Consider the following 24,464-nt stretch of genomic DNA (forward strand, 5'->3'; position numbering starts at 1 on the left):
ATTCTACGCCATTCTCACCGCAGCTCAACTTACTGGTTACGCACAAAGTCAATCAACATTGGCAGCAAATAAACCCATGCAACATAACCTGCCCCCACAAGTATCAACAACCAAAAAACCATTGAGATAAACTTTGACTTGGCTAAGTGATTCAGCGGATCCGGCTCCCCACACCCCGGACAGGTATGAGCTCGTTTAGAAATCTGTTTTTCACAAACCGGACAAGCAACTAAAGGCATGATAAAAATCCTCGACTAAAAACTTTAGGCACAAAGGATAAGTGCCAGCGAACACATATGCAACTTCACAAGTAACCAATGCATTATAGATGGATAACTGTCGCCGATCTGAGAGAAGTAAAGCTGAGCCTCGATTTAGCTTTCGACTTAATCTCTTACCATGCCATTGATTACGATATTGTTGTAACTGACCATGCCGATAACCTCACCATCTTCTATAACCGGCGCGCGGCTAATGCCGAATCGTTCAAACATTCTGGCACAATATTTCACATTCATGTCCGGCCCGACACACAAAGCTGGCTTAGTCATAATCTCGTATATATTGGTTCGTTGAGGTGAACGATTATTCGACAACACTTTTTTGGCAATATCATTCATTAATACTATGCCGAATTCATCATTGTCATCGCGCTTTTTCACCACCAACGCTTTCACTTGATATTTTTTGGCTAGTGTAATCCCTTCATAAACGGTCATCAGCCCATCGACCATGACGTAAGTAGCAGCCATGACATCTCGAACCCGTACAATCGCCTGATTACTCATAACTCGTCCTCAACAACTTTAGTCAATGTTTCAACCTGGTGGGCAACACCAACAGCATCTTCAATATCGATTTGAATCGCAATGCCCTGCCCGGACTCCTTGTCAAACTCACCAACATCACTGATGGTTTCCAGAATGTGCCGCGAGAGATGCTCCTCCACCACAAATAGCAACACATCTTTTTGTACTTCCAGGGTCAAACCAAAAAACGTTCGCTTCTGATTTAACCCTTGACCTCGTGCATTATTAATCACCGTAGCGCCTGTCGCCCCGGCTTCGCGAGCAGCATCAAGCACCTTATCGGTTCTGGCATCCTCAACAAACGCAAGTATCAATTTAAAGCGCATTTTCTTCGTCCTCCGAGGTGTCTTTATTAAGCCATTGAGTTATTTGCGCATATCCCATAACAGATATCATTGGAAACAAACTGGCAAAGGCAATTAAACCAAAGCCATCAATCATTGGATTCCTCCCCGGTACGGTAGACGCGAGGCCTAACCCCAGTGCAGCCACAAGTGGTACAGTGACTGTCGATGTCGTCACACCGCCAGAATCATAAGCCAAAGGAACAATCATTTGGGGAGCATAAAAGGTCTGAACGACCACCACGATATAACCGGCAATAATGTAATAATGAATGGGATCCCCGACTACAATCCGGTAGCTCCCCAGCGCAATACCAATCGCTACCCCCAGTGCAACAGCAATACGCAAGCCACTCACACTGATACTGCCACCGGACACTTGATTCGCCTTGATCGCCACCGCAATTAATGATGGCTCCGCAATCGTGGTACTAAAGCCAATACAAAAAGCAAAGGCGTACACCCAATAATAGTCGACCCACTCCAATTGCTGCCCAACCGATACTTTGAACTCTCTTACAAAATCTGGAGTGGTAAGTTGTACAGCCATGGTTTCGCCCAGCGGAAACAACGCCATTTCCAACCCGAGTAGGAACAGCGACAGCCCCAAAATGACGTAGGCGAAACCAAAAAGCACTTTTCTCAGGTTATTTACCGGGCGACGCAGTACCGCAAGCTGAAAGCCAAAAATGATGGCTGTGATAGGAATAACATCGCGAATGGTGGACAACAGCGTGTCGAAAAAGTGCTCAAATGAAATCATGCCACGACCATCCCATAAATCATGACAAACATCATCGGCAGCAACGAAGCAAAGGCAATTAGACCAAAGCCATCGACCATTGGATTACGTCCTTTAATTGCAGAGGCGAGTCCGACTCCGAGCGCCGTTACAAGCGGAACCGTGATAGTCGACGTGGTAACGCCACCGGAATCGTATGCCACGCCAATGATCGATTCAGGAGCAAACCAGGTTAGCACCACCACGCCTACATATCCGCCGATGATCATGTAATGGATGGGCCAACCTTTGAGAATACGCAGTACGCCCACCACAATTGCAATACCCACCGACAGTGCCACGGTCACACGCAGCCCGGAGCCATATTCTTGGATAGATACCTCGGAGTTTTCAATCATTCCTCCCTCTGCGGCAACCTGAGCTGCTTTCTCCGCAACGGCAGTCAGTGCGGGTTCAGCGATTGTGGTGCCAAACCCTAAACAAAATGCAAACACCAAAAGCCAAAAAACGCTGCCCTTTTGCGCAAACGCCTGAGCCATGCTCTCACCAATAGGAAACAGACCTAGTTCCAATCCAAAGATAAAAAACGTCAACCCGAGTACGACGAGTAACAAGCCGAAAAGAATGGAGACCAAATTGGGTAAAGGCTCTTGTAACACCACCAGCTGGAAAAACGTGATGACAAGGACGATGGGCAGCAGATCGCGCGCACTATTAAGGAGAGCCCGAAAAAGAGCAATAAATGCTTCCATATCTCCCCCTTGGTGATTGCTTGTGAATAGCCTAGAGATAACTAATTGAAATGATTTAACCAACTTGTATCAGTCTGGCATAAATTTCTTGATGCAAATGTGAAGAAACCAATGTCATCAATAACAATTAGTTACAATTTTTCAATATGTGAAGTCGGTTCGGAGCAAAAGTTTTACCAATGAGTGGTGTTTCACCATTAATACCCCGGAGAATATGATCAAGCCACAAACAAAAATGACTATAATGTTGTCATGTTTTTATCATTCAATGAGACGCCATGAAGATACTGCTCACCGGCGGAACAGGGTTTATTGGCTCAGAGTTACTTAAGCTACTCACCACTCATCATGTGGTGCTGTTAACTCGTTCACCAGAAAAAGCGAGACAGCACCTACAACATGCTGATGTAGGTAATATTGAGTATATTGACTCTATTGACCAACTTGCGGATCTCAACCACATTGATGCGGTCATCAACCTCGCGGGAGAGCCAATCGCCGATAAGCGCTGGACAAACAAGCAGAAAGATAAAATTTGTAAAAGCCGCTGGAAAATAACCGAACAAATTGTCGAACTTATCCACGCAAGTACAAAACCACCATCAGTGTTCATCAGTGGCTCGGCTGTCGGCTACTATGGTGATCAACAAGATCATCCGTTCGACGAATGCCTGCATGTTAACAGTGAAGCGTTTCCGCACCTTGTTTGCGATAAATGGGAACAGATTGCCAAGCGAGCAGAATCCGAGGATACACGAGTGTGTTTATTGCGGACTGGCGTTGTTCTCGGTGCCAACGGTGGCGCTTTGGCAAAAATGTTACTCCCCTACAAACTAGGTTTGGGTGGACCACTTGGAAACGGTAACCAATACCTGCCCTGGATTCATATCCTAGACATGGTGCGTGCCATCATGTACTTACTTAACACCCCTCATGCCCATGGTGCGTTTAACATGTGTGCCCCGCATCCAGTAAGCAATCGCATTTTCAGCGCGACGTTAGCGAAAACGCTTAAACGACCCCATATTCTATTCACGCCCCAATGGGTCATGGAGTTGCTGATGGGAGAATCAGCTTGTCTGTTGTTCGACAGTATCAGAGCCAAACCGAAAAAACTCACAGAATTGGATTTCCAGTTCAGCTACTCAAGAATCGAACCAGCACTTAAGCACTTGCTTCATGAGCGAAGCTGTTGAATGATAAACGTTAATATACGTTTATTCTGAGCTTAATTTATGTACAAGTCGATTCTTATCACTGGTTGCTCAACCGGTATTGGTTATGTGTGCGCTCATGCCCTGAAAGCACAAGGCTTTAATGTTATTGCCTCGTGCAGAAACCCTGACGATGTCCAGCGACTGCAGGCCGAGGGCTTAACCAGCATACAACTCGACCTCAATGACCCCATCAGCATCACGCAAGGTGCAGAGCAGGCGATAAGTTTAGCTCAGGGGAAACTGTACGCTTTGTTTAACAACGGCGCATACGGCCAGCCTGGCGCCTTGGAAGACCTGCCAACCGAAGCGCTCAAAGCGCAGTTCCAGACCAACTTTTTTGGCTGGCATCAACTGGTACAAGAGATTCTTCCTAACATGCGCTCCCATGGCGAAGGCCGCATCATTCAAAACAGCTCGGTACTTGGCTTTGCTGCAATGAAATATCGTGGTGCCTATAATGCTTCGAAGTTTGCTCTGGAAGGATGGACCGATACGTTAAGACTTGAACTGGCCGACACCAATATCAAAGTAGCAATTATCGAGCCCGGCCCTATCGAAACTCAGTTTAGGCACAATGCGCTTAAAGCATTTGAAAAATGGATTGACGTGGAGTCCAGCCCACACCGCATCGCTTATGAAGGCCAGAAACAACGCTTAGACAACGACAAATCAAACAACAAATTTGCCCTGCCAGCAGAGGCGTGTGTCGCCCCTGTTCTGCACGCGCTCACTAGCGATTCACCGAAAATCCGTTACCGTATTACCACACCAACCAAGATATTCGCCGTGTTAAAAAGGATATTACCAACACGGCTGCTCGATAAAATTTTGCGACAAGCAGCATAAATTTCTTTTGTCGTCGTGTAATTTCATCGTAACAATGTGATGTCATTATGAGCATGTAGGTTAAAAAAACCTCACCTGTTCGAATCAACATCTAGGCAAACCTTACTCAAAATGATTGTAATTTTTAGTTATAGGTTTGATTAGATTTGGTATCGCCACCCGTTCTGTTTTGTAGCAATTTTTTGTTCCGATGCGAGACAATAATGACATTAAATCAGCTTAACTGGCTTAGTGTGGGTGTAGTAGTGACTTTGTTCATCCTATTCTGATACCACACCTTGCACGATAAAAATCATAATCAGCGTGCAAGACTCGCCAATTTCAGTTCGCTTGCTATTAGGACAACGCTGCTTCGGCAGCGTTTCTCCTTTCTATTAATTCAAATCTGAGCAATCCAAACATCTCGAGGTTATTTGGTGATACCGCTTGATTTTCCGCTAAATCAACTCCATATCTACAAGCAACGACAAGAAACAAAGCAAGGATACTCTGATGCAATCCCCATTTATCGTTGAGATCACAGAACAGAACTTTCGCGAAACGCTTGAAGGATCAATGAACACGCCCGTACTGATCCATTTTTGGGCTAATGCTCAGCCAGAAAGCGCACAAATATTGCCTGAATTACAAACGTTGGCTCAACAGTACAATGGTGCTTTTACCCTTGCTTTGCTTAACTGTGAAGACCAACCAGCCTTAGCGTCTCAGTTTGGCGTTCAGGTCCTTCCGACGATTGCATTGTTTATTAATGGTCAAGCTGTAGATGGATTAGGTGGCCCTCAACCGATAGACGCCATCGCAGCCATGCTACAAAAACACCTGCCAAGCCCTGATGAGCAACTACTGAAACAAGTTACTGAACTATTACAACAAGGTCAGCACGCAGAGGCTCTAAGCATCATTCACACGCTTCCTACAGAGCTACAATCACGTGGCGATGTCAAATTGGCAACAGCAGACTGCTTGCTGGAAACCAAACAGTTTGATGTTGCTCAAGAGCTATTAACCTCCATCCCCCTTGAGTATCAGGATAACTACTACAAAGGCTTAATAGCCAAACTTGAACTACACCTTCAGGCAGCTGACAGTCCTGAACTTCAGCGTATGGAGCAAGAGTATGCGGCAAATACCGACAATCTTGAGCTGGCCTGTGAGTTAGCGGTTCAGTACAACCAAGTTGGCCGTGATGAAGAAGCGTTAGAACTGCTTTGGAACATTCTAAAAGTGAACTTAGGTGCTCAGGATGGTGAAGTGAAGAAAACCTTTATGGATATTCTAAGCGCATTAGGTCAGGGTAATGCTTTAGCGGGTAAGTACCGCCGCCAACTTTACTCTATCTTGTACTAAGTCAGTCAAAATAGAGATTTCAAATAAGGTCGGTGTTTTCCGGCCTTTATTTTTGCCTGACATCAAACTAAGTCTTCCTTTCTCATATATTCAATTGTTTAATCGGGATAAATGCGTAAAAATGAACCAGATTTTATGCACTTAAGGGAATATTCCATGCCAATTGATTCATTGATTACTATCGGTATTTTTGTTGTCCTTGCCATCATTCTTCTTTCATCCGCCATAAAAACCGTTCCTCAAGGGAACAACTGGACTGTAGAGAGGTTTGGTCGCTATACCCACACACTCAAACCCGGGCTAAATTTAATTATCCCTTTCATTGACCGTGTAGGTCATAAAATTAATATGATGGAGCGAGTATTAGATATCCCCGCGCAAGAGGTCATCAGTAAAGATAACGCCAATGTGACAATTGATGCCGTCTGTTTCGTACAAGTCGTTGAGGCAGCAAAAGCCGCCTATGAAGTTAACGACCTGGAACATGCGATTAGAAACCTAACACTCACCAACATTCGTACCGTATTGGGTTCAATGGAACTCGATGAAATGCTCAGCCAGCGCGATATGATCAACTCAAAACTCCTATCCATTGTTGACCAAGCCACTAACCCTTGGGGAGTAAAAGTGACGCGTATTGAGATTAAGGATGTACAACCACCAGCCGACCTGACTGCCGCGATGAATGCACAAATGAAAGCCGAACGGAACAAACGTGCGGAAATCCTTGAAGCAGAGGGCGTGCGTCAAGCCGAGATCTTAAAAGCAGAAGGTCACAAGCAGTCACAAATATTGAAAGCAGAAGGTGAAAAACAGTCTGCTATTCTTCATGCAGAAGCTCGTGAGCGCGCAGCACAGGCGGAAGCCAAAGCGACTTACATGGTTTCTGAAGCAATAGCAAAAGGTGACATGCAAGCTGTTAATTACTTTATCGCTCAGGGCTATACCGATGCAATTAAGAGCATTGGCCAAGCTGAAAACGGTAAGATCATCATGCTACCTCTGGAAGCAACGGGGCTAATGGGATCCGTTGCGGGCATTGCTGAAATGTTTAAACAACAAAACAAAGAATAAGACCTGCCTATGGATTTTATAAGCTTACTTGATGGGATCACCTTCTGGCACTGGCTCGCGCTGGGGTTTGGTCTACTTGCTATAGAATTACTCGGAACAGCGGGTTATTTTCTGTGGCTTGGTCTGTCTGCACTGTTGGTTGGTATTTTATTGTCTCTGATGCCGATTAGCTGGCAGCTACAGTGGTTGTCTTTTGCCACGTTCAGTCTTGTCACCACTTGGTTGTGGTGGCGACGTCAGTGGAAAAAAGACAAACAAGATGATCAGTCCAGAGATCTTAACCAGAAGTACAAGCAACTGATTGGACAAACTCTTACCATAGACGAAGACTTCTCCGTTGGATTGAATAGAATCCATGTTGCCGATACCACTTGGTCTGCCCAAAGTGACCACCCCCTTCCTGCAGGCACTAGAGTCAAAATCGTTGCGGTAAAGGGTATTATTTTAGTAATAGAACCTGTTGATGATTAATTTATGTCAAAGTAATGGAGCTTACATGGCTCCATTATTATCTTTTCTCACTACTTCTTTTATTTCATTACCTTAATTTAATTCCCAATAAAAATTAAGTCAAAGGTTACTATTATTATCCTATCTATAAATTAGTAAATAACATTACCCTATGTTATAGAATCAAATAGATATTAAATTATTTCGTAACTATATTTACTCTAATTTAAAATTAAAAAATTAACTTATCATAAATAAATTTTTGATCTTTATTAGTCTGGATACATACTTAATGAATAAGCATTGTAGTTTGATGCTTATATTTTAGGTAAGTAGAAGATGTACTATGAAAGACGATATTGTTTTAGCTTAGCGATGATTACCACTCGCCGGTATAATTTTGTGTTAACTGTGGTGGCAACATCACCACTTAATTGCCTGTATACACCATTATAGCAACTGTATGCTTATAGTGGAGTGCGAATACTTAATATCCTAGCGAAAGCATATTAGATTAGTCACCTTTTAAAAATTAATCTGGTTATAAATTAATAATATAGAGACGACTCTATACTCATTAATAAGTATGAGGTTTACCATGAAACGTATTATTACTTTAGTTTTTACTTGCTTGGTATTTTCTTCTCCTATTTCGTTAGCTCAAAATGCCGGACATGTATTTGGTGCGGGTGTAGACTGCACTTTTAGCGACGGTACAGTTAAGCAACTACCTCGAGAATTGTGCAAAATGTATGGTGGAGTATATAAATAACGCTGAATATTAATTGGTTGTACGAAGTTTATCTGAGGTAACGAATCCACTTAGGTAAACTTCGTAATCAATACCAAAAATACGCTTACTGCTTGTTGCTAGCGGTGACTTAGAACTTGTAAAAGTCAGAACCAATAAAAGCATCCCAGCCCCTCTGCCACTCAGCTTTAATCATGACTTCTTCAGGCTGACCGCTGCACTGTCCATTATAACGAATACCTTTTATCCCCTTGTCGAAAGCTCGAAACGGGTCGCAATACTCCGCTTTACCAGCTTCATAGCCGTTCTTATACGACTGTTGGTCAAAAGTGACCGACTCTTTGAGCGTAGTTAAAATTTCGTTCTCATACGAGTATCCATTAGCACCAAATCGCTCACCTTGACCATACCAGTATTCTTCGACAGTTTTAGGATTGCTGCTGCATGCTTGTAGATTAAGAAATACGACTGAAACTAAAAGAACTTTCTTCATAAAACCACCTAATTACATAGTGAAGATGTATGGTAAAAAACCAATAGCTAAGATCAAAAAAAGCTGGGCGATTGCCCAGCTTTCCCTTTATTCACTAATTATTTTACGCCGAATGGCATAGTTAGAATTAGTTTAAAGTCTGTCTCATCGTTAAATGCATTTGAGTATGGGCCCCAGTCTGGCGCATCTGAATCATTGTAGAAGTTAGTGTAGTAGAAGCTGATGTTAGCATCTTTAAGCGCGCCGCCTTGAATTGCGTAGTTTGCGAAGAAGCTGTATGCGTACTCTACTAACTCATCGTAACCTGATGCTTTAGCACCTGCACCATATGCACCGCTTAGACCAGCGCTAAACCCGTTACCACCGATGTCTGCAAAGTCACGAGAAGCAGATAGGAAGAATGCGTATTCCCCATCGTGGTTAAAGTCAGAACGGTTGTTCCACCAAACGTCGTATGAACCGTTTGAACCACCGTATTGCTCAGTCAGACGGTAAGCCATGTTACCTACTTGACCACGCTTGTCATCAGAGTCTGCTGATGTGTATGTTGCGTCAGCACGGAAGCTGTATTGACCCATTGATTTAGACGTTATAAGCGCTACCTGGAATGCAGTGCTGTCGTATTGGTTGTCATCATCAACTACGTACAATTGCGGAGACCAGTATAGACCACCGTCTGTTGTACCTTTCACTTTGAAATGGAAGTTCTTACGGTCACCATCAGTCAGGGCACCGTAACCTGCGTCAAAAGAGATGCCGTTGTCTAGCGCGTAACGAGCACCGAATGAGTAAGCATCGCCTACGTCTTTACCTGCACCACCCCAGAACGTACCTTCGTTGAACTCGTAAGTTTCTTTGAACCATGGAGCCTTGTATTCATCTGCGTAAACAAAGCCTAAAGCAAGTTTGCCAAAGTTCGCGCCAATTTGACCACCACGGTATGTACCTGGAGCAAATGACCAGTTCACACCGAGCGTGCTAGGAACAGATGGTTGGAAATAACCTAATTTAGCGTTAAAGTTTTCACCGAACTTGAATTTCAGTGCCGCTGACGCGAAAGATACACCGTTGTCAGTTTTGTATGAATCACATGAGTCGCCAGCACCGTAAGGAGAATCACAGTCAAAGAAGTTCATTTCGTGTTCAAATGAACCACCTGTATCTTCACCAGCCCACATGTCGAATGTAGAGTAAATTACTGTATCGAAACCGATGGTGTCAGCCACGTAGCCAGAGTGGAAGCCGAGGTTGGCAAAAATTGAGCCGTGGTCTAGGTTAGTAACTTTAGAAGTATCATTTCCGTTTGCATCCATACCCGCACGGTCACGTGCACGCATGAAGAAGTTAACGTTACCGCTGATAGTAGACTCAGAGAAAAACTCTGAAACTGCACCCGCGTACTCTGGGCCGACTGGATCTTCAGCCATTGCAGGAGCAGCAACTACCGCCCCCATCATTGCTGCAGTAAGAGCAGATACTTTAAAAAATTTGTCCATGGATAAACTCCTGAAAAATAGATATAGCTGTTTTCTCTATCTCACCTTTAGTTGGCCGCCGAAGGAGAGAAGTAATTTCGTGCTAAAGCTTCATTATTGCTAACTGGGCTTTTTTAGTTCCTGCATACACACCGTGTATAACACGTTATTAAGACTAACTTCGCGACTAAAAACATCCAAATGGAACTTATTTTTTTTCTAAAAAAATATGAGCGACAACAAAGTTCCATATAAGTTGTTGATCCAGATCTTACTTTTACAACCCTTACATCAATAAATAAAAATAACCCTATAAATCAATGACATAAATACAATTACAAAATTCAACATGAAGTGCCTCGCAGAGTATGAAACAAAACAATTTCAATCCGCTAAGGGGAGATCTTGATCACTGAAAAGATTAAATCACTAATAAAGCAGAAATATGAGAACTTAATACAAGGAATGAAAAAGCCCCAGAAGCTTAGCTACTGGGGCTTATTAGAAAGGTCTTTATATTTTGGCTTAACTTAATTCATTAAGTCGAGTAAGTCTTGTTCGGTTTTAATTTCAATTCCCAAGTCTTGAGCTTTTGCCAATTTAGAACCCGCATTTTCACCGGCAAATAAAATATCGGTTTTCTTCGAAACACTACCGGTAACTTTCGCCCCCATCGCTTGCAGTGCTTCTTTCGCTTCAGTACGACCTAGCTGAGAAAGTGTCCCGGTTAATACCACCGTCTTGCCTTCTAATGGCAGTTCAACACCTTGCTCAGGAGCACTAATTTCTGGCCAGTGAATGCCTTGTTCTAGTAAGTCTTTCACTACCGCTTGGTTTTGCTCTTCACCAAAGAAGGTAGTGATATGCTTAGCAACAATGACGCCGATATCCTGCACTTCAATCAACTGCTCTTCTGTTGCAACCTGAATAGCTTCTAGCGTTTTGAAATGCTGTGCTAAGTTAGCGGCTGTCGCTTCACCGACTTCTCGAATGCCTAATGAATATAAAAAGCGAGGTAATGTGGTTAACTTCGACTTGTCTAACGCGTTCACAATGTTCTGCGCTGACTTTGGTCCCATACGTTCCAATACTGTCAAAATGCCCGCAGATAACTTAAACAAATCGGCTGGGGTTTCGACCATCTCTCGATCCACCAATTGTTCAATTACTTTATCGCCCAGACCGTCGACATCTAACGCTTTACGTGACACAAAGTGCTTTAGAGCTTGTTTGCGCTGTGCTTGGCAAACCAAACCACCAGTACAGCGCGTTACCGCTTCTCCTTCGATGCGCTCCACATGTGAGCCACACACTGGACATGAAGAAGGAAAAACAATATCTCGCGCGTCTTCTGGACGACGTTCGCGAATCACTGAGACAACTTGGGGAATAACGTCACCAGCACGGCGAATCACGACTTGGTCACCGATTTTCACTTGCAGACGTTCAATTTCATCTGCGTTATGCAGGGTCGCATTACTGACCGTCACGCCACCGACAAAAATAGGTTCTAATTTTGCTACTGGCGTAATCGCACCAGTACGCCCTACCTGAAACTCCACATCATTCAGCGTGGTTATCTCTTCTTGCGCCGGGAACTTATAGGCAATAGCCCAGCGCGGAGCACGAGCAACGAATCCCAACCTTTCCTGAATCGCGATATCGTCGATTTTTATTACGACACCATCAATCTCATAGGGCAATGCATCACGTCGTTGTAAAATATCTTGGTAGTACGCTTTGACATCCGTCAGGCTATCTACACGCTTAGTCTCAGGACACATTGGCAGTCCCCATGACTTAATTTGCAGAAAACGCTCATAATGACTCGACGCTAATTCCGCGCCCTGAACAACGCCCACACTGTAGGCATAGAAACTCAGCGGACGCGAAGCAGTAACACGTGAATCTAACTGACGTAAACTACCAGCTGCGGCATTGCGAGGGTTAACAAAAACTTTGTCTCCCTTTTGGCGTGCTAGTTCGTTGAGTTTTTCAAAACCCGCTTTAGGCATGAAAACTTCACCACGCACTTCAAGACGCTCAGGCCAATCATCACCTCTTAATTTCAGAGGGATAGCTTTGATGGTACGCACATTTTCAGTAATGTTTTCACCCGTTGTACCGTCACCGCGCGTCGCGGCCTGAACAAGTACACCGTTTTCGTACAACAGGCTTACTGCTAAGCCATCCAGTTTTGGCTCACAACAGTATTGCTTAACACTTTGATTACCAACCCTGTCTTGTGCTCGTTTGTGGAAACTGTCGAGCTCACTGTCGTCAAAGGCATTGTCTAATGACAGCATCGGAACTTCGTGGGTAACTTGACTAAATTCAGATAAAGGGGCTCCACCAACACGTTGGCTAGGAGAATCAACAGTAACTAAATCCGGGTGTTGGGCTTCAATATCCAGCAATTCACGCATAAGTCGATCATATTCAGCATCAGGAATCTCTGGGTTATCTTCCACATAGTAACGAACGGCGTGGTAATGCAACGACTCTTTTAATTCTTCTAGTCGTTGAAGTACGGATTCAGACATATTAAAGCCCCGTGTATTGTCAATCGGTGAGGTTGGGAATCGAAGAAAAAGGGCTCCAACCGGAGCCCTTTTATAATTTGGTGACAAGGTTATGCGTTCGCCGTCTTAAACTCAACTATTTGACGTCGATAACCCGCTAATCGGTCAGGTGTCATCAAGTTTCTTTGCTCATCCAGAACATTCCCTCCCATGTCGTCAGCAATCTGTTGCGCGGTACGCAGCATCAGGTTGAAGTTTTGTTCGGCTTCACCATAGCAAGGTAGTGTCATAAAGAATGAAATACCTTTGGTCGAAAACTCGGCTGGGTCTCCGTGCTCTAGTGTTCCTGGATGCATCATATTCGCCACGCTAAATAACACTTTTCCGTTACCCGACAGATCAACATGGCGATGGAAGATATTCATCTCACCGTAAATAAGCCCATTTTGTTGCATGCTATCAAACAGTTCTGTACCAACGAAAGGCTCTTCCCCGGCACAATGCACATTGAGAACAAGCACCTGCATTTCTGGTTCAGGCTTAGATTCTTCTGGCGTTTGAGCCACGACTGCTGGTTGCTCAGCTTCTGGCACTGCTGTATCAAACGCGGAAGGTGCGACTTCCTCAACCACAGGCTGAGCAGGCGCAGCCTCTTGCATCACAGGTTCTTCTATGACAACGTCGTCATCATGACTCTTCTGTGCAATAAATGGAGGAACCTCTTCTGGATCTTCCTTAAATGGCTTGTCTTCCGGAATACCACCCAGCAGAGGATCCGCCTCAAACTTCGAATCAAACGCGTTGTCCATACCAAAGTCTGGCTCTTTGCGTTCTTTACGAATAATTTCAAAATCGTCCTCAGGAGCAGCGCCGAAGTTTCGCTCTTGCTCTGCTGAGTCTGCATCCCCTTGGTCAACCTCTAATTTACCCAGAGGCTTGTTACCAAATTTCGCTTTGCCTTCTTTCTTACTGCTCCATAGACCATGAAACAGTAATGCCGCAATGGCTAAAACGCCAACAACAATGAGTACGAATCGCAATTCCTGCATTATTTACTCTCAATATACTTGTTTGTACTACTCGCAGTTCCTTGAGCAGCAACCCAAGTGTAATTATTCTGAATGATATGTTTACTTTACCAAAAGTATATGGAGGTTTAGAACAACTTAATGCAAGAAGTTCACTTTTTTGTTGTGATTCTTGCCACGATTCCACTTTACGAGAAGCCTTTTACTGAGGCATTGAAAGAAAAGGAGCGACAGGTACAATGAGTTTTCTTTCACTCAAAACGAAATGGATATGACGCTAAACAACCAGCCAAAAACCGGATTCGGTTATTTCCTGTATGGAATAAAGCTAGCACTTTCTCCGAAGATCAGACGCTTTGTCGTATTACCACTATTAGCGAACGTTCTTCTCGTCGGTGGTGCCATTTTTTATCTGTTCTCTCACCTTAATGTATGGATTGAGGGTTGGATTGGGCAACTGCCAGAGTTTCTATCCTGGCTCACCTATATACTATGGCCCATACTCGCGTTGACCATACTTGCCACGTTCTCCTATTTCTTTAGCACCTTAGCAAACTTTATTGCCGCACCATTCAACGGACTTCTGTCTGAGAAAGTAGAAGAATACTTAACCGGACAAAAAGTCAATGATGACGGTTTCGCCGCTGTGATAAAAGATGTCCCTCGAGTCTTGGGTCGAGAATGGCGTAAGTTGCTTTATACGCTACCTAAAGCGATTGGCTTATTTCTGCTGCTACTTATTCCGGCGCTAGGACAAACGCTAGGTCCCTTCCTTTGGTTTATATTTACCGCCTGGATGTTGGCTATCCAATACTGTGATTACCCATTTGATAACCACAAAATCCCTTTTAACGACATGCGTTACAAATTGAAACAAAAACAAGGTAAAGCCTATGGATTTGGCGTTCTGGTATCCGTATTTACCACGATTCCAATTTTGAATCTTATCGTAATGCCCGTTGCAATATGTGGTGCAACGGCAATGTGGGTCAGTGAATTCAAACACCAGAGATAATACCTTCGTTTCCTGAAGCACGGGAATTGCATTTGCTTTTCCCGATTACCTAGCTGAAATCTGGACAACCTAATAAGATATAACTTTTTAATCCTTTTCCCTTTTTTTTAGACCGAATATTCTTCTAACTATATTCACAAAACGTGTAATGAAGGAACATGACTATGAGCAAGATCTACGAAGATAACTCTCTTACTATCGGTAACACTCCCCTAGTTCGCTTAAACAAAGTGAGCAAAGGTAACGTTCTAGCAAAAATCGAAGCGCGTAACCCAAGCTTCAGCGTTAAGTGCCGTATCGGTGCGAACATGATTTGGGATGCGGAGAAGTCAGGCAAACTTAAGCCAGGCGTTGAACTAGTAGAACCGACCAGTGGTAACACAGGTATCGCTTTAGCATTCGTAGCAGCCGCTCGCGGTTACAAACTGACTTTGACTATGCCAGAGTCTATGAGCCTTGAACGTCGTAAGCTTCTTAAAGCTCTAGGTGCAAACCTGGAACTGACTGAGGCCGCTAAAGGCATGAAAGGTGCGATTGCTAAAGCAGAAGAAATCGTTGCTAGCAACCCAGACAAGTACCTACTTCTTCAACAGTTCAACAACCCAGCGAACCCAGAGATTCACGAGAAGACGACTGGCCCAGAAATCTGGGAAGCAACTGACGGTGAAATCGATGTGCTTGTAGCTGGTGTTGGTACTGGCGGTACGATTACAGGTACAAGCCGTTACATCAAAGGCGAAAAAGGCAAAGCGATTACTTCTGTTGCGGTAGAACCTGCAGAATCACCAGTGATTGCACAAGCGCTAGCAGGCGAAGAAATCCAACCAGCACCACATAAAATTCAAGGTATCGGTGCAGGTTTCATCCCAGGTAACCTAGATTTAGAACTTTTAGACCGCGTTGAGCCAGTGACTTCTGAAGAAGCGATTGAGATGGCTCGCCGTCTAATGGAAGAGGAAGGTATCCTTGCTGGTATCTCTTCTGGTGCGGCAGTAGTAGCAGCGAACCGCATTGCAGAACTTCCTGAATTTGAAGGAAAAACCATCGTAACAATTCTACCAAGCTCTGGTGAACGTTACCTAAGTACAGCACTATTTGCTGGCATCTTTACGGAAAAAGAGAACCAACAGTAATATGTGTTCAAATCAATTTTTCGTCTAAAAAAGCCCCGTTCAGGGGCTTTTTTGTTGATCCCTGCCCCACCTTTGGTAATATCAGGGCGTTTTATTTCTAGCTTCAAAATAAAGAAGCAGAACACAAAAAGGTTTCAAAGTGATTACGCACGCAAACAGTTGCGCAATCGCAAATCTTTTGACTAGTATCAGAACTAACGCGCTTTGAACTCTCCCGTGCTAGCGCACAAGGTATAAAGCAGTTAAGCTCAATCTAGTCACTACTAACAAAAAAATACATTTATTGGGGTATATCACATGTACGAGAAGCAAGTAGAAATCACAGCAGAAAACGGTCTTCACACTCGTCCAGCTGCACAGTTTGTTAAAGAAGCGAAAGCATTCGATGCAGACATCACTGTGACTTCTAACGGTAAAAGCGCTAGCGCTAAGAGCCTATTCAAACTACAAACACTAGGCCTAGTAAAAGGTACTCAAGTAACTATCTCTGCTGAAGGCCCACAAGCTCAACAAGCAGTTGATCACCTAGTTGCTCTGATGGACCAACTACACTAATCGGTGTCTCCTACTCCAAAAGCCATTTTGTGAAAACAAAATGGCTTTGTTGGAAATAGGCTCTAAACTAAGCTAAAACTATTCGTTAGCGCACCCATTATTCTCCCGTTTTATAAAGTTGACCAAACTTAAGGTAAGGCTATGATTTCAGGCATCCTAGCATCTCCTGGTATTGCAATCGGTAAAGCACTACTACTTCAAGAAGATGAAATTGTCCTAAACACAAACACTATTTCTGATGATCAAGTAGAAGCTGAAGTTCAGCGTTTCTTTGACGCTCGTGATAAATCTTCCGCTCAACTAGAAACAATCAAGCAAAAAGCGCTTGAAACGTTTGGTGAAGAAAAAGAAGCGATCTTTGAAGGTCACATTATGCTTCTTGAAGACGAAGAGCTAGAAGAAGAAATCCTAGCACTGATCAAAAACGACAAGCTGACTGCAGATAACGCTATCCACACGGTTATCGAAGAGCAAGCATGTGCTCTTGAGTCTCTAGACGATGAATACCTGAAAGAACGTGCAACTGACATCCGTGATATCGGTTCTCGTTTTGTTAAGAACGCACTAGGCATCAACATCGTTTCGCTAAGCGACATCAACGAAGAAGTTATCCTGGTTGCTTACGACCTAACTCCATCTGAAACAGCGCAAATTAACCTAGACTACGTACTTGGTTTTGCTTGTGATATCGGCGGTCGTACTTCGCACACTTCTATCATGGCTCGCTCACTTGAGCTTCCAGCTATCGTTGGTACTAACGACATCACTAAACAAGTGAAGAACGGCGATATGCTGATTCTTGACGCGATGAACAACAAGATCGTTGTGAACCCTTCTGAAGCTGAGCTAGAAGAAGCGAAAGCAGTGAAAGCGGCATTCCTAGCCGAAAAAGAAGAGCTAGCGAAACTTAAAGACCTACACGCAGAGACGACTGACGGTCACCGTGTAGAAGTTTGCGGTAACATCGGTACAGTGAAAGACTGTGACGGCATCCTGCGTAACGGCGGTGAAGGCGTTGGTCTGTACCGTACAGAATTCCTATTTATGGACCGTACTGCGCTACCAACTGAAGACGAACAGTACCAAGCGTACAAAGAAGTTGCGGAAGCAATGAACGGTCAAGCTGTGATCATCCGTACTATGGATATCGGCGGCGACAAAGATCTACCATACATGGATCTACCTCAAGAGATGAACCCGTTCCTAGGCTGGCGTGCAGTACGTATCAGTTTGGATCGTCGTGAAATCCTTCGTGACCAGCTACGTGGTATCCTACGTGCATCAGCACACGGCAAACTACGTATCATGTTCCCAATGATTATCTCTGTTGAAGAAATCCGTGAGCTTAAGAAAGCAATCGAAGAGTACAAAGCAGAGCTACGTGCTGAAGGCCATGCATTCGACGAAAGCATCGAAATCGGTGTAATGGTCGAGACGCCTGCAGCGGCTGCAATCGCGCACCATCTAGCGAAAGAAGTGTCATTCTTCTCTATCGGTACTAACGACCTGACTCAGTACACACTAGCGGTTGACCGTGGTAACGAGATGATTTCTCACCTATACAACCCACTATCTCCAGCGGTACTCACTGTGATCAAGCAAGTTATTGATGCATCTCACGCTGAAGGTAAATGGACTGGTATGTGTGGTGAGCTTGCAGGTGATGAGCGTGCAACACTGCTACTTCTAGGTATGGGTCTGGATGAGTTCTCTATGAGCGGTATCTCAATCCCTAAAGTGAAGAAAGTTATCCGTAACTCTAACTTCGCAGAAGTGAAAGCAATGGCAGAAGAAGCACTTTCTCTACCAACAGCTGCTGAGATTGAAGCAGTCGTTGAAAAGTTCATTGCTGAGAAAGCTCAGTAATACGTAGTACCAAGTAATTCAATACTTAATGGCCATTAGACGGCGAAAAAAGTCGTCTAATGAGCTATATTGGTATACTATAATTCGACAGAATAAAACTAAACCTTAGGAGCATGACACAATGGGTCTGTTTGACAAACTTAAGAAGCTTGTATCTGATGACAGCGCTGACGCTGGTGCAATCGAAATCATCGCACCACTATCTGGTGAAATCGTAAACATTGAAGATGTGCCAGATGTTGTTTTCGCTGAGAAAATCGTTGGTGACGGTATTGCTATCAAGCCAGCAGGCGACAAAATGGTAGCTCCTGTAAACGGTACTATCGGTAAGATCTTCGAAACTAACCACGCATTCTCTATCGAGTCTGACGACGGTGTTGAGCTTTTCGTTCACTTCGGTATCGATACAGTTGAACTAAAAGGCGAAGGCTTCACACGTATCGCTGAAGAAGGTCAATCAGTTAAAGCTGGCGACACTATCATTGAATTCGATCTAGCTCTTCTTGAAGAGAAAGCGAAATCAACGCTAACTCCAGTTGTTATCTCTAACATGGACGAAATCAAAGAGCTGAACAAGCTTTCTGGTTCTGTAACTGTTGGTGAAACTCCAGTTCTACGTGTAACTAAGTAATTATTACTTAAGTTCAAACACGGATAAACGCTGCCAAATGGCAGCGTTTTTTATTGCCCGGAGTTTAAGTCAAACCTATCACGCAACACATTTATATCGCGCCTGACTAGGGGTTATACCAACCTAAGTAAGAAAGTGGTCATACTTAATTATAGAGAACCAGAAAACAGGCATCGAACACAAACACGCATCAACCCATCAATGGCAAATCGAGTTTGTTTATCGAACCCCGTTCCCTGACCAGTTAATTTTCCGGATTGGTATTAACCACAGAGTAGTTCGGACTTATTTCGATTGGGCTTAGAATAGCGGGAGAGAAAAAGCCCCTTTTCCTTTGAGAGAACTGGGGCTAGGTTGGTTGCCAGAGCCTATGTGGAGATCAAGAGAAATGAACACATTTCCGGCATACCGGGTGCAACTTTACATTGAAAATGATTGGCAGGTGAGAGATGAGAGAGCCGCTCATTCTGTTATAAAGTTGCTTGCCAAAAGCCCATACTCGGATCCACGTCTGGATACATTGAATACAGGCTATATACCCAAATGACCTCGAGATGCTAGGTTCAGCGAGGTCGATTGGGTATAAAAACTACTGCAATAGTGACATTGCAGAGTTTGGCAACTGTTTCGCTTGAGCAAGAATCGATGTTCCTGCCTGCTGCAAAATTTGTGCTTTGGTCATTTGCGTGGTTTCTTTCGCAAAATCTGTATCTTTAATTCGGCTGTTTGAAGCTTCGACATTTTCCTGGATATTCGCCAGGTTGTTAATGCTGTGGCTCAGGCGGTTCTGTTTCGCACCTAAATCAGCACGTTGCGCATCGACATACTTCAGTGCACTGTCCAGTACAGAGATGGCATTCTGAGAGCCCTCAACCGTCGTCATATCAATGTCTTGCACTGATGTCCTGACAGGCGTATTACTCAAGCCCAGCTCAGACGCTAATCCACCCGAGATAGAAATGTCACCTTGAACATTCGGATGAGCAACAAAAATCTGTAGCTTGCCATCTTCGCTCACTGACGCATTGATCATATCTGACTGGCCGTTAATGTACGTTGCAAGTTCTTCAATGTCGTCACCTGCTTTAGCGGTGATATTAATGTCTAGATCAGCAACCTCTCCATTCTCATCTTTGCCCATACCAGGCAGGGTAATATTGAGATCCGCTTTAGTCGGATCGATACTCCAGTCTTTACCTTTCCCGACTTCAGAGAAGAACGTCACACCGCCCATACGTGTATCGTCAGCACGGATACTGGTGAGGCCCATGATCATGGCTTCACCAGAGCTAGCACCGATCTGGAATGCCGCTTCACCGAATGAGCCGTTAAGTAGACGACGACCACCGAATGAGGTTGTTTCTGCAATACGGTTTAGTTCATCAATCAGAGCAGAAGACTCTTGATTAATCGCTTCGCGCTCTGCCGGAGAGTTAGTACCGTTCGATGATTGAATCGCCAGGTCACGCATACGCTGCATCACCGAATTAGCTTCATTCATCGCACCTTCCGCCGTTTGTGCGATCGAAATACCATCGTTTGCGTTGCGCATCGCTACATCAAGACCACGAGACTGTGCGGTCAGACGGTTCGAGATCTGTAACCCTGCCGCATCGTCTTTTGCGCTGTTAATCTTATGACCTGATGACAAGCGTTCCATCGACGTATTTAACTCGTCAGTCGCTTTATTCAAATAACGCTGCGCGGTCATCGCGGAGACGTTAGTACTAACTGTGACAGCCATTTTGCTCTCCTTTTGAGTTCGCAAGCTTATGCGAAGCGGTCAGCTTTACTCTCATTTGGATAAGCACTGACCGTAAATATTACCCGCTAAATCTGCTTTAATGCCGTTTTCTTAATTTAAAAATCCGCTCTGACAATCTCAATACAATTTGTATGCCAACTTATAAACCCGAGAAAAACGGCATTACAATTCAAAGATAAACAAACAGTTACATTTGTATAGTTGTAACTCAGTTCATCAAAGGCCAAATCCGAGGTACCGACTTTTGCCGCCTTCGGTAACAATATGCCGCTCAAACACCTAAATCTTACTTGGTAATATTTCGCTCTTAAGGCGTAGCACATAAGGCATTAAAACCCTACCAAACGGTTCAGTTGAAGCGGCGTATATAGACTCTAAATATAATTAAATAACGTCAGATCTTTGGTTTTACCAAAAGCTTGCTGCGAGGCTTGTAGAGCTCGTGAATTCTCGCTGAATTCAATAACCGCTTTCGAGTAATCCAAATCTTCGAAGTTGCTCTTTGCCTTTGCCAGCGACAGATTAAAGTCTTCGTGATTTTGCTCTTGAATATCCAGAGTACTTAGCCTTGCCCCAACATCCGTGCGCGCCTTGTTGAGGTGAATAAACGCCGCCTGAAATTCTTCAGTCATTTGGTGTAATTTTGCTGTAGCAGATGTATCCGAGACCGATTCGTCAGACCATGACATCGCTTGCTTAAAGGTGTCGAAAATACTGAAAGTCCCGCGCTTCTCAATACCAATGCTGTCGCCGGGTGTAATCTGCCCTTTTACCTGCATTTTTAACCCTTTGTACTCAATGCCTTTCTCTGGAGAGAATTCGTCCGCCTTTACTAAGCTGCCATTGCGCTCCAACTGAAAGCCAAACTTACCGTTATTCATATCGACAAACGTCACCCGGTAGGAAGCCGTATCTTCAGGGTCAACGTTGGTCGCTTTGCCTAACAACAGCTCTGAGCCGTTCTGTAACTCATAATTTGGCTGGTAATCACCAAACGGGTTGGGGATGTCCATAAACAATTTGCTGCCCGGATCGTTCATCGGCATCTCCAGCATGCTGGAGACTTTCATCTTGCGCTGATAGTCGTCACCGGCGTACTGCACACTGCCATCTTTGTCTCGATAAAAAGGCTGGCTTTTCGACTTGGTTCCTGCAAACACATAATTTCCCGACTCATCTTGTGTGTTCACTAAGCTAAGGAAGTTATTGGCTATTTCTTCCAGTTCACGCTTTTTGGCCTGTCGGTCTTCGACAGAAAGTGCACCGTTAATCATTTCCATAGAGAGACGTTTTGATTCGTCAGCGAAACTTTCTGCGTTAGCAATATTCACTTCATGGTTTTCTAAACGGTTACGTACCAAAATAATCGAACTTAAATACTGCTGTAATTGTTGTTGTTGCTGACCAATATTCTGAACGTAATGCGCAGCCAAAGGGTCGTCACTTGGCTTCAGTAACTTCTTACCCGATGCAAGTTGTTCCTGATTGTGATAAACCTTGTTCTCCTGGCGGCGCAAGTCATTTTGTACTGACTGATAGTTATGGAAACTAGAAATTCGGGTTAACACTTATTTCTCCTCCTTACCTCAGTTGTAAAATGGTGTTGAAGGTATCATTCGCCGCTTGCATGACACGTGACGAAGCCATATAAGCCTGTTGAAATTTCATCATATTGGCGGCTTCTTCATCCAGATTGACGCCGGAAATCGATGCCACACGTTCTTGTGCGGATTCATATTCCAGCTGAGCAACAGACGCTAAACGGTTAGCCGTGGCCGATTTCAACCCCACTTCAGTATTTAGGTTGTGGTAAACATCGATCAAAGTGCTCGAATTGCCATCCATCATTTTGTTGGTCTGTAACTGCTGAAGTTTTCTCAAGTTACCGTTGCCTCCTGGCGACGGTACCAGGTTGGCGGTAAATTTGTCGTTCAGCAGCGCGCCTTCTGTGAGTTCAAAAATCGTCGCATCACCATTCTTATACAGGGGATGTTTCTTCGGCACTGAAATTTCAATGACTGGATTATCTTTATCCAGCGGGTAGTCGTACTTGTCGGACAACAAATTGCCTTTGTTATCCGTAATCTTTAGCCACGATTTGTCGTGATTTTCATCCGCAGGCTGCACCGTCACCTCAAACTCTTTGACATCACCGGCTTCACGAATTTTGAACTTTGCACTGCCTTGAGCAAACGTGGTAGACGCTTCATAGCTTTGCGCCGCAATAGATTTTGCGTCGTTGGTTTCCATTTTTATGATGGCAGCACCACTACGAGTTGGACGTAACAGTACTCGTTCGCCAGCGGCAAGGCCTTCACCAATTTGGACTTTCATGCCATCCAAAACGAAAGAAGAATCCGTCTGGTCGATATCCAACTGGACCTGTTCGTCTTTCGGGGTCGTGATGCTGTACTGATCGCCATCATAGCGCAGCACGTACTCTCCACCTTTGAGGGCTGAGATATCATCCACATAAACGGCCACTTCTGCCTGAGAATCAGGCGCGGCAGACACGCGAGACTGAGCAATGAGTTCCGAATTGATATCAGTAAATACCTCTTTACCGATTTTACCGTTTAGGTCCAAACCTTGGGATTGCAACTGATTCACTTTGTATGAGAACCCTGTGGCCAATCTGCCCATCTCATCAAGTAACTGTGGTATGTGCTGGTCACGCATATTGAGCAGAGCACCAATTTTACCGTCGATATCATCCGATTGAATCGCCTTGATACCATCCCCTTCTACCATGGCTAAACGTCGCTGGAGAACATCTGGATAGCCGTCAATCATTTTCAACTGACTGGCTTCGGTACCAGACACTAAGGTGTGGCCATTGCCAATGTGAACGTTAAACCCTTCCGCATTTTTGCGCGGGGTAACCGTTACCTTGGTGTATTCTGACAGTTCCTTAATCAGCTTCTCATGTTGGTCCATCAGATCATTGTGCGGCCCAGGAGTACGCCCCATTAAACGGTGAGTATCACGGATTTCTTGCGCGATCTGGTTGATGCGATCAATCCCCATATCCAGTTTTTTATTGGTCACATCAGATTGTAATCGCACCGTTTCATGGAAATCGTTCAATGTGTCAGAAAAGATTTTTGACTTCTCAAGCACCACTTTGCGCGCGCCCAAATCATTTGGGGTATCGGACATGGTTTTGACTGCATCAAACCATTCATTGAGGTTTTCAGGAATTTTCGTCGAGGCAACCGAACTCAGCATGCCTGACAGCATGTCGAGATTATCTTGGGTATCGGTTTTATTGGCATGGTTGGTCGATGCCAAGTTGAGTTCATTAACGGCAAACTGATCCCAAGAGCGGCGAACATTTTCCACATGCACACCCATACCGTAAGTTGAACCACCAAACTGGCGCGGATCATTCGTGCCTTGAATCACTGACTGGCGGCTGTAACCTTCTGTATTAGCATTAGAAATGTTATGACCAGTGGTATTTAATTGTCTCTGAGCAGTAAGCACACTTTGAGTACCTACATTCAGAAGATCTGACGCCATACATGCCCCCAAAAACGAAAAAACCGGTAAAAATCCGATCACCTACACAAATAAAAGCAAAAGGTATGCCAAGCATGAAATAAATAGGAACTGGCGCTAAAATAAAGGCTTGCACAGTGGCAAGCCT

23 protein-coding genes are annotated in these 24,464 nt (G+C 44.3%); 11 read left to right on the forward strand and 12 right to left on the reverse strand.

Annotated features, from left to right (window positions below):
* Positions 1–29: 29 nt before the first annotated feature.
* The 5 genes from OO774_RS11630 to OO774_RS11650 form a co-directional block, all read right to left on the reverse strand.
* Positions 30–239, reverse strand: coding sequence for a hypothetical protein (locus OO774_RS11630; protein WP_264902733.1), 210 nt, complete (start codon positions 237–239; stop codon positions 30–32).
* Positions 240–386: 147 nt separating this feature from the next.
* Positions 387–788, reverse strand: coding sequence for a CBS domain-containing protein (locus tag OO774_RS11635; protein ID WP_264902734.1), 402 nt, complete (start codon positions 786–788; stop codon positions 387–389).
* On the reverse strand, positions 785–1,135 hold the full coding sequence (locus OO774_RS11640) for a P-II family nitrogen regulator (protein ID WP_264902735.1): 351 nt from the start codon (positions 1,133–1,135) through the stop codon (positions 785–787). Before OO774_RS11640 ends, OO774_RS11635 begins: the two co-directional genes overlap by 4 nt.
* Positions 1,125–1,916, reverse strand: a complete 792-nt coding sequence (locus OO774_RS11645) for a DUF1538 domain-containing protein (protein WP_264902736.1) — start codon at positions 1,914–1,916, stop codon at positions 1,125–1,127. Before OO774_RS11645 ends, OO774_RS11640 begins: the two co-directional genes overlap by 11 nt.
* Positions 1,913–2,647 (reverse strand): DUF1538 domain-containing protein, encoded by a 735-nt coding sequence (locus OO774_RS11650; RefSeq protein WP_264902737.1) that lies wholly within the window; start codon positions 2,645–2,647, stop codon positions 1,913–1,915. The genes OO774_RS11645 and OO774_RS11650 overlap by 4 nt, the downstream gene beginning before the upstream one ends.
* Positions 2,648–2,925: 278 nt before the next feature.
* Here OO774_RS11650 and OO774_RS11655 point away from each other — a divergent pair, with 278 nt between their 5' ends.
* The 6 genes from OO774_RS11655 (at position 2,926) to OO774_RS11680 (ending at position 8,353) form a co-directional block, all read left to right on the forward strand.
* Complete coding sequence (locus tag OO774_RS11655) at positions 2,926–3,843, forward strand: TIGR01777 family oxidoreductase (protein ID WP_264902739.1); 918 nt, start codon at positions 2,926–2,928, stop codon at positions 3,841–3,843.
* 39 nt (positions 3,844–3,882) lie between these two features.
* Entirely contained in the window at positions 3,883–4,710 is an 828-nt protein-coding gene (locus OO774_RS11660) for an SDR family oxidoreductase (protein ID WP_264902740.1), read from the forward strand.
* A gap of 492 nt (positions 4,711–5,202) precedes the next feature.
* Entirely contained in the window at positions 5,203–6,057 is an 855-nt protein-coding gene (locus OO774_RS11665; protein WP_264902741.1) for a co-chaperone YbbN, read from the forward strand.
* Between the two features lie 156 nt (positions 6,058–6,213).
* Complete coding sequence (locus OO774_RS11670) at positions 6,214–7,131, forward strand: SPFH domain-containing protein (RefSeq protein ID WP_264902743.1); 918 nt, start codon at positions 6,214–6,216, stop codon at positions 7,129–7,131.
* Between the two features lie 9 nt (positions 7,132–7,140).
* The gene (locus tag OO774_RS11675; RefSeq protein WP_264902745.1) at positions 7,141–7,602 is read left to right on the forward strand and encodes an NfeD family protein; all 462 of its coding nucleotides are present in this window, start codon (positions 7,141–7,143) and stop codon (positions 7,600–7,602) included.
* 577 nt (positions 7,603–8,179) lie between these two features.
* The gene (locus OO774_RS11680; protein ID WP_264902747.1) at positions 8,180–8,353 is read left to right on the forward strand and encodes a hypothetical protein; all 174 of its coding nucleotides are present in this window, start codon (positions 8,180–8,182) and stop codon (positions 8,351–8,353) included.
* Between the two features lie 109 nt (positions 8,354–8,462).
* Here OO774_RS11680 and OO774_RS11685 read toward each other — a convergent pair whose 3' ends face one another.
* From OO774_RS11685 to zipA, 4 genes are all read right to left on the reverse strand, one after another.
* Positions 8,463–8,825, reverse strand: a complete 363-nt coding sequence (locus OO774_RS11685) for a DUF2799 domain-containing protein (RefSeq protein WP_264902749.1) — start codon at positions 8,823–8,825, stop codon at positions 8,463–8,465.
* A 98-nt stretch (positions 8,826–8,923) separates the two neighbouring features.
* Positions 8,924–10,321, reverse strand: coding sequence for an OprD family porin (locus tag OO774_RS11690; protein ID WP_264902751.1), 1,398 nt, complete (start codon positions 10,319–10,321; stop codon positions 8,924–8,926).
* 509 nt (positions 10,322–10,830) lie between these two features.
* Positions 10,831–12,843 carry an NAD-dependent DNA ligase LigA gene (gene ligA / locus OO774_RS11695; RefSeq protein ID WP_264902753.1) on the reverse strand — a complete coding sequence of 671 codons (2,013 nt, stop codon included), beginning with the start codon at positions 12,841–12,843 and terminating at the stop codon, positions 10,831–10,833.
* Positions 12,844–12,932: 89 nt separating this feature from the next.
* Positions 12,933–13,871, reverse strand: a complete 939-nt coding sequence (zipA, locus tag OO774_RS11700; RefSeq protein WP_264902754.1) for a cell division protein ZipA — start codon at positions 13,869–13,871, stop codon at positions 12,933–12,935.
* Between the two features lie 250 nt (positions 13,872–14,121).
* Here zipA and cysZ point away from each other — a divergent pair, with 250 nt between their 5' ends.
* From cysZ to crr, 5 genes are all read left to right on the forward strand, one after another.
* Positions 14,122–14,865, forward strand: a complete 744-nt coding sequence (gene cysZ, locus OO774_RS11705; protein WP_264902755.1) for a sulfate transporter CysZ — start codon at positions 14,122–14,124, stop codon at positions 14,863–14,865.
* Between the two features lie 164 nt (positions 14,866–15,029).
* Positions 15,030–15,998: a cysteine synthase A gene (gene cysK / locus OO774_RS11710; RefSeq protein ID WP_263838188.1), complete on the forward strand. Its 969-nt coding sequence runs from the start codon at positions 15,030–15,032 to the stop codon at positions 15,996–15,998.
* A 297-nt stretch (positions 15,999–16,295) separates the two neighbouring features.
* On the forward strand, positions 16,296–16,553 hold the full coding sequence (locus OO774_RS11715; protein WP_005382043.1) for an HPr family phosphocarrier protein: 258 nt from the start codon (positions 16,296–16,298) through the stop codon (positions 16,551–16,553).
* Positions 16,554–16,694: 141 nt separating this feature from the next.
* Complete coding sequence (gene ptsI / locus OO774_RS11720) at positions 16,695–18,419, forward strand: phosphoenolpyruvate-protein phosphotransferase PtsI (RefSeq protein WP_264902773.1); 1,725 nt, start codon at positions 16,695–16,697, stop codon at positions 18,417–18,419.
* Between the two features lie 121 nt (positions 18,420–18,540).
* Positions 18,541–19,050, forward strand: a complete 510-nt coding sequence (gene crr, locus OO774_RS11725; protein ID WP_014231102.1) for a PTS glucose transporter subunit IIA — start codon at positions 18,541–18,543, stop codon at positions 19,048–19,050.
* 589 nt (positions 19,051–19,639) lie between these two features.
* Here the strand turns inward: crr and OO774_RS11730 are convergent.
* From OO774_RS11730 to flgK, 3 genes are all read right to left on the reverse strand, one after another.
* On the reverse strand, positions 19,640–20,794 hold the full coding sequence (locus OO774_RS11730) for a flagellin (RefSeq protein WP_264902776.1): 1,155 nt from the start codon (positions 20,792–20,794) through the stop codon (positions 19,640–19,642).
* A gap of 395 nt (positions 20,795–21,189) precedes the next feature.
* Positions 21,190–22,383, reverse strand: a complete 1,194-nt coding sequence (flgL, locus tag OO774_RS11735; RefSeq protein ID WP_264902778.1) for a flagellar hook-associated protein FlgL — start codon at positions 22,381–22,383, stop codon at positions 21,190–21,192.
* Between the two features lie 13 nt (positions 22,384–22,396).
* On the reverse strand, positions 22,397–24,337 hold the full coding sequence (gene flgK / locus OO774_RS11740; protein WP_264902780.1) for a flagellar hook-associated protein FlgK: 1,941 nt from the start codon (positions 24,335–24,337) through the stop codon (positions 22,397–22,399).
* Positions 24,338–24,464 lie beyond the last annotated feature (127 nt).

The sequence above is a fragment of the Vibrio sp. STUT-A11 genome (assembly GCF_026000435.1).
Classification (GTDB): domain Bacteria; phylum Pseudomonadota; class Gammaproteobacteria; order Enterobacterales; family Vibrionaceae; genus Vibrio.

Bases quoted from the DNA above. Each gene is read 5' to 3' on its own strand.
- OO774_RS11630 (WP_264902733.1), bottom strand. From the start codon at position 239: ATGCCTTTAGTTGCTTGTCCGGTTTGTGAAAAACAGATTTCTAAACGA.
- OO774_RS11635 (WP_264902734.1), bottom strand. From the start codon at position 788: ATGAGTAATCAGGCGATTGTACGGGTTCGAGATGTCATGGCTGCTACT.
- OO774_RS11640 (WP_264902735.1), bottom strand. From the start codon at position 1,135: ATGCGCTTTAAATTGATACTTGCGTTTGTTGAGGATGCCAGAACCGAT.
- OO774_RS11645 (WP_264902736.1), bottom strand. From the start codon at position 1,916: ATGATTTCATTTGAGCACTTTTTCGACACGCTGTTGTCCACCATTCGC.
- OO774_RS11650 (WP_264902737.1), bottom strand. From the start codon at position 2,647: ATGGAAGCATTTATTGCTCTTTTTCGGGCTCTCCTTAATAGTGCGCGC.
- OO774_RS11655 (WP_264902739.1), top strand. From the start codon at position 2,926: ATGAAGATACTGCTCACCGGCGGAACAGGGTTTATTGGCTCAGAGTTA.
- OO774_RS11660 (WP_264902740.1), top strand. From the start codon at position 3,883: ATGTACAAGTCGATTCTTATCACTGGTTGCTCAACCGGTATTGGTTAT.
- OO774_RS11665 (WP_264902741.1), top strand. From the start codon at position 5,203: ATGCAATCCCCATTTATCGTTGAGATCACAGAACAGAACTTTCGCGAA.
- OO774_RS11670 (WP_264902743.1), top strand. From the start codon at position 6,214: ATGCCAATTGATTCATTGATTACTATCGGTATTTTTGTTGTCCTTGCC.
- OO774_RS11675 (WP_264902745.1), top strand. From the start codon at position 7,141: ATGGATTTTATAAGCTTACTTGATGGGATCACCTTCTGGCACTGGCTC.
- OO774_RS11680 (WP_264902747.1), top strand. From the start codon at position 8,180: ATGAAACGTATTATTACTTTAGTTTTTACTTGCTTGGTATTTTCTTCT.
- OO774_RS11685 (WP_264902749.1), bottom strand. From the start codon at position 8,825: ATGAAGAAAGTTCTTTTAGTTTCAGTCGTATTTCTTAATCTACAAGCA.
- OO774_RS11690 (WP_264902751.1), bottom strand. From the start codon at position 10,321: ATGGACAAATTTTTTAAAGTATCTGCTCTTACTGCAGCAATGATGGGG.
- ligA (WP_264902753.1), bottom strand. From the start codon at position 12,843: ATGTCTGAATCCGTACTTCAACGACTAGAAGAATTAAAAGAGTCGTTG.
- zipA (WP_264902754.1), bottom strand. From the start codon at position 13,871: ATGCAGGAATTGCGATTCGTACTCATTGTTGTTGGCGTTTTAGCCATT.
- cysZ (WP_264902755.1), top strand. From the start codon at position 14,122: ATGACGCTAAACAACCAGCCAAAAACCGGATTCGGTTATTTCCTGTAT.
- cysK (WP_263838188.1), top strand. From the start codon at position 15,030: ATGAGCAAGATCTACGAAGATAACTCTCTTACTATCGGTAACACTCCC.
- OO774_RS11715 (WP_005382043.1), top strand. From the start codon at position 16,296: ATGTACGAGAAGCAAGTAGAAATCACAGCAGAAAACGGTCTTCACACT.
- ptsI (WP_264902773.1), top strand. From the start codon at position 16,695: ATGATTTCAGGCATCCTAGCATCTCCTGGTATTGCAATCGGTAAAGCA.
- crr (WP_014231102.1), top strand. From the start codon at position 18,541: ATGGGTCTGTTTGACAAACTTAAGAAGCTTGTATCTGATGACAGCGCT.
- OO774_RS11730 (WP_264902776.1), bottom strand. From the start codon at position 20,794: ATGGCTGTCACAGTTAGTACTAACGTCTCCGCGATGACCGCGCAGCGT.
- flgK (WP_264902780.1), bottom strand. From the start codon at position 24,337: ATGGCGTCAGATCTTCTGAATGTAGGTACTCAAAGTGTGCTTACTGCT.